Source organism: Micromonospora maritima, assembly GCF_902825405.1.
Classification (GTDB): Bacteria; Actinomycetota; Actinomycetes; order Mycobacteriales; family Micromonosporaceae; genus Micromonospora; species Micromonospora maritima.
Genome location: NZ_CADEAU010000586.1, coordinates 1 through 3,049, shown reverse-complemented (window position 1 = coordinate 3,049; position 3,049 = coordinate 1). Strand labels below are relative to the sequence as shown.

The following is a 3,049-nucleotide window of genomic DNA, read 5'->3' as shown; positions in this document are numbered from 1 at the left end:
AGCGCCGCGTGCGCGGCCAGGACCTGCTTGTAGCCGGCGAGGTCGCGCGGCGCCGGGAGGGTCACCGCGGACAGCGCGCCCGCCTGGAGGGCCCGGGCCAGCCCGACCGCCCGGCGCTCGACCGGCGAGGCCTGCATCTCCTCCAGGGAGTCGTCGTCGGCGAAGCGCTCGGCGAAGTCGTCGACCGAGTCGTCGTCGGCGATCGCCAGCGGCCGACCGGCGGCACTGAGCAGCGAGGTGACGGTGTGGTCGTCGGAGTCGGCGGCGATCGCCACCCCGCTCGGCCCACCGGACCGCTCCACCAGCAGCGCGACCAGCCGGGCGTAGCCGGCGGGCTCGTCACCGATCGCACAGACGTGCAGCAGACGGCCTGCGTCGTCGACCACAGCGGACGTCAGCGTCGTTCCGGCCGAAGCCGTTCGGTCGGCCGGATCTGCCGAGGCCAGACCGCAGTACACGCGCACGAGCGCCACGGCGTCGTCCTCCTCCCGGGACACAGGTCTTGTTCTGCCAGAGACTGATGCTCCCCGCTCCGGGTCAGTCGCGCCAGTCCACAACAGCAGAGATCTTGCCGACAATGGTGCGCCAACCCAAACTTGCGGTTTGTGCCCCGATTTTCTTCAGCCGGCGCCGACCGAGGAAACCACCGATCCCGCCATTGACAGAAGCACGCAGCGCCTCGTCCAGATCGTCCAGGCTGGAGCCGGCGGAGAGCATGTCGAGCACGGCCGGTAGCCGCAGCGCGTACGACAGGTCACGGGCGATCTCGCCGGCTTCGATCAGCAGCGCGGGATCCCACGCGTCGTGGCCGCCGCGGAGGTTCTCCACCACCAGGTCGAGTTCGTAGGTGTCCTCGTCCAGCGGGGCGATGTCGGCCGGTTCCAGCCGTTCGGACAGTTCATTCCAGCTGTCCAGTTGGGACAGGTCGTTGGGCGCACCGGAACGGATGAAAGTGACGAGCGACTCGGGGGTCTTGAACAGCAGCAGCCGGCCCTTGTGGCTGAGGAAGACCGGCACCTCCTCGTCGCCGGCGTCGTCCTCGTCCTCGCCGGCCTCGTCCTCGTCCTCGTCCTCGTCGTCCGCGGAATCGTCCGCGTCGGCGGCCCTGCCCCGGCGGCGTGCCCGGGCGCGCTCGCCGTCCTTCTCCTCGTCCTCGTCGTCCTCCTCGGCGGAGAGGGCGGCGAACTCCTCGTCGAGGATCACCACCTCCTCGTCCTCCTCGGTCTCGACGACCTGACGGCGGGCCAGGAAGGGGTCGTCCTCGTCGCGCTCGGCCACGTCGGTGGGGGTCAGCTCGCGCGCCGTCCGGTACGCCCGGAGCGTGAAGCCGGTGCCGGCGGGGAGGGCGATCTCCACCGGGTCGATCCGCACCTCGTCCCAGAGCGTGCGGTCCGCTGCCGGGCGGTCGACCTCGACCTCGACCTCGTCTGCTGCGGCCGACGCGTCGGTCTCGTCGAGCTCGGGCTCGTCGGCGTCGGGCCGTTGGGGCGACTGGCGGGCCACGCTGACCTCCGTGTGCGTTCGGGTGCCCACCCGGCGGCGTCGCGCCGCCGAGTGACTCTGCGCACATACCCTAGTGGGCGACCGGTTCCGACCGGGAGCCGCACCCCGGTGGCGTCCCGCGCGCCCGACAAGTAGGCTCGCTACACATGAGGGCGCAGGCGCTGCACGGACACCTGGACGCGCTGCTGCTGGCCGTGCTGGAGCGCGGTTCCCTGCACGGCTACGCGATCATCGAGGCGCTGCGGGCCCGCAGCGGAGGCACGCTCGACCTGCCCACCGGCACGATCTACCCGGCGCTGCGCCGGCTGGAGCGGGCCGGCCTGGTGGCCAGCACGTGGAGCACCGTGAACGGCCGGGAACGACGCACCTACCAGCTCACCGAGGCCGGCGGCCGGGCGCTCGCGGGGGAGCGGGCGGGCTGGCGCGAGTTCAGCGCCACCGTCGGTCGGTTCCTCGGCGCGGACGAGCCGCCCACCGCGCCGGCCTGACCCGGTCACCCGGCCGGTCGCGGGACGCTGTTGCTGAGCAGCCACCAGCGAGCCGCCCGGGCCAGGGCGAACCAGGCGGCGGAGACCAGCACCGCGCCGACGATCATCGGGGGCCAGGTCAGCGCGGCGTCCCAGAGGTGGACCGACCAGCCGAACAGGGCGCCCCCGGCGAGCGCGCCGACCAGCAGCCCACCGGTCAGCCCGAAACCGACCGCGCGGGCGGACCGGACCAGCCGCGGCGAGTCCCGGCGGGCGGCCAGCGCGCCGAGCAGCAGCCCCAGCAGGGCCAGCCCGGCGACCACCGCCCAGATGCCGTTCAACGCGGCGGAGAGCAGCAGGTAGCCCGACGGCGGTCGGGGCCCGGCGCTCCAGCTCGACCCCCGCCAGGTCAGGTCGCCGGCCGACATCAGCACCACCGCCACCGCCAGCGTGCGCAGCGCCAGCCCGCGCAGCGCGCCGGCGGCCAGCTCGGCCTGGTAGCCGGGCACGAGCTGGGCGGCGCTGCCGAACTCGGCCACCGCCCGCCGCTCGGCCTCCGCCCGCGGCAGGCCCCCCTCCCGGTACGCCTCGACGGCGTCCTCCAGCGCGTGCCGCGCCTCGGTCAGCAGGTCGGCCTTGAGCCGGGTCGGCCCGTGCAGCCGCCCGGACAGCTCGCGCAGTCGGCCCTCGACGCCCGCCCTCTGATCCACCCGCATGGCACCAGCCTGCCACCGGCGGGCACCTCTGGCGTCGGGGAAAACCCCGGAACGCGGTCAGGGGGCGAGCGCGAGGTAGCCGCGCTCGGCCGCCTCCTGGCGCAGCCACTGCTCCCGGTACCAGCCGGGCCGCGTCACCAGCTCCTCGTGCCGGCCGCGCTGCACCACCCGGCCGCCCTCCAGCACCAGGATCTCGTCGAACCCGGCCAGGCCGCTGAGGCGGTGGCTGATCAGCAGCACCGAGTGCCCGGCCGGGGTGGCGGCGAGCGCGGAGTGGAGCACCGCGTCGGCCGCCGCCGGGTCGAGCCCCTCGGTCGGCTCGTCGAGCACCAGCACCGGCGGCGCGGCCAGCAGCGCCCGGGC

The 3,049-nt window shown here is 74.5% G+C and carries 3 protein-coding genes and 2 pseudogenes; 1 reads left to right on the top strand and 4 read right to left on the bottom strand.

Annotated elements, in window-relative coordinates; translation table 11 throughout:
- Together HUW36_RS29515 and HUW36_RS29510 are read right to left on the bottom strand one after the other, a co-directional pair.
- A pseudogene (locus HUW36_RS29515) lies at positions 1-497 on the bottom strand (transposase); the annotation flags it as partial.
- A gap of 40 nt (positions 498-537) precedes the next feature.
- Complete coding sequence (locus HUW36_RS29510) at positions 538-1,533, bottom strand: DNA primase (RefSeq protein ID WP_174531104.1); 996 nt, start codon at positions 1,531-1,533, stop codon at positions 538-540.
- A gap of 116 nt (positions 1,534-1,649) precedes the next feature.
- Between HUW36_RS29510 and HUW36_RS29505 the strand changes: the two genes are divergently transcribed.
- Positions 1,650-1,991, top strand: coding sequence for a PadR family transcriptional regulator (locus tag HUW36_RS29505; protein ID WP_174531103.1), 342 nt, complete (start codon positions 1,650-1,652; stop codon positions 1,989-1,991).
- Positions 1,992-1,996: 5 nt separating this feature from the next.
- Here HUW36_RS29505 and HUW36_RS29500 read toward each other — a convergent pair whose 3' ends face one another.
- Positions 1,997-2,686 (bottom strand): permease prefix domain 1-containing protein, encoded by a 690-nt coding sequence (locus HUW36_RS29500; RefSeq protein ID WP_174531102.1) that lies wholly within the window; start codon positions 2,684-2,686, stop codon positions 1,997-1,999.
- Positions 2,687-2,743: 57 nt separating this feature from the next.
- Positions 2,744-3,049: pseudogene (locus HUW36_RS29495) on the bottom strand (thiol reductant ABC exporter subunit CydC); the annotation flags it as partial.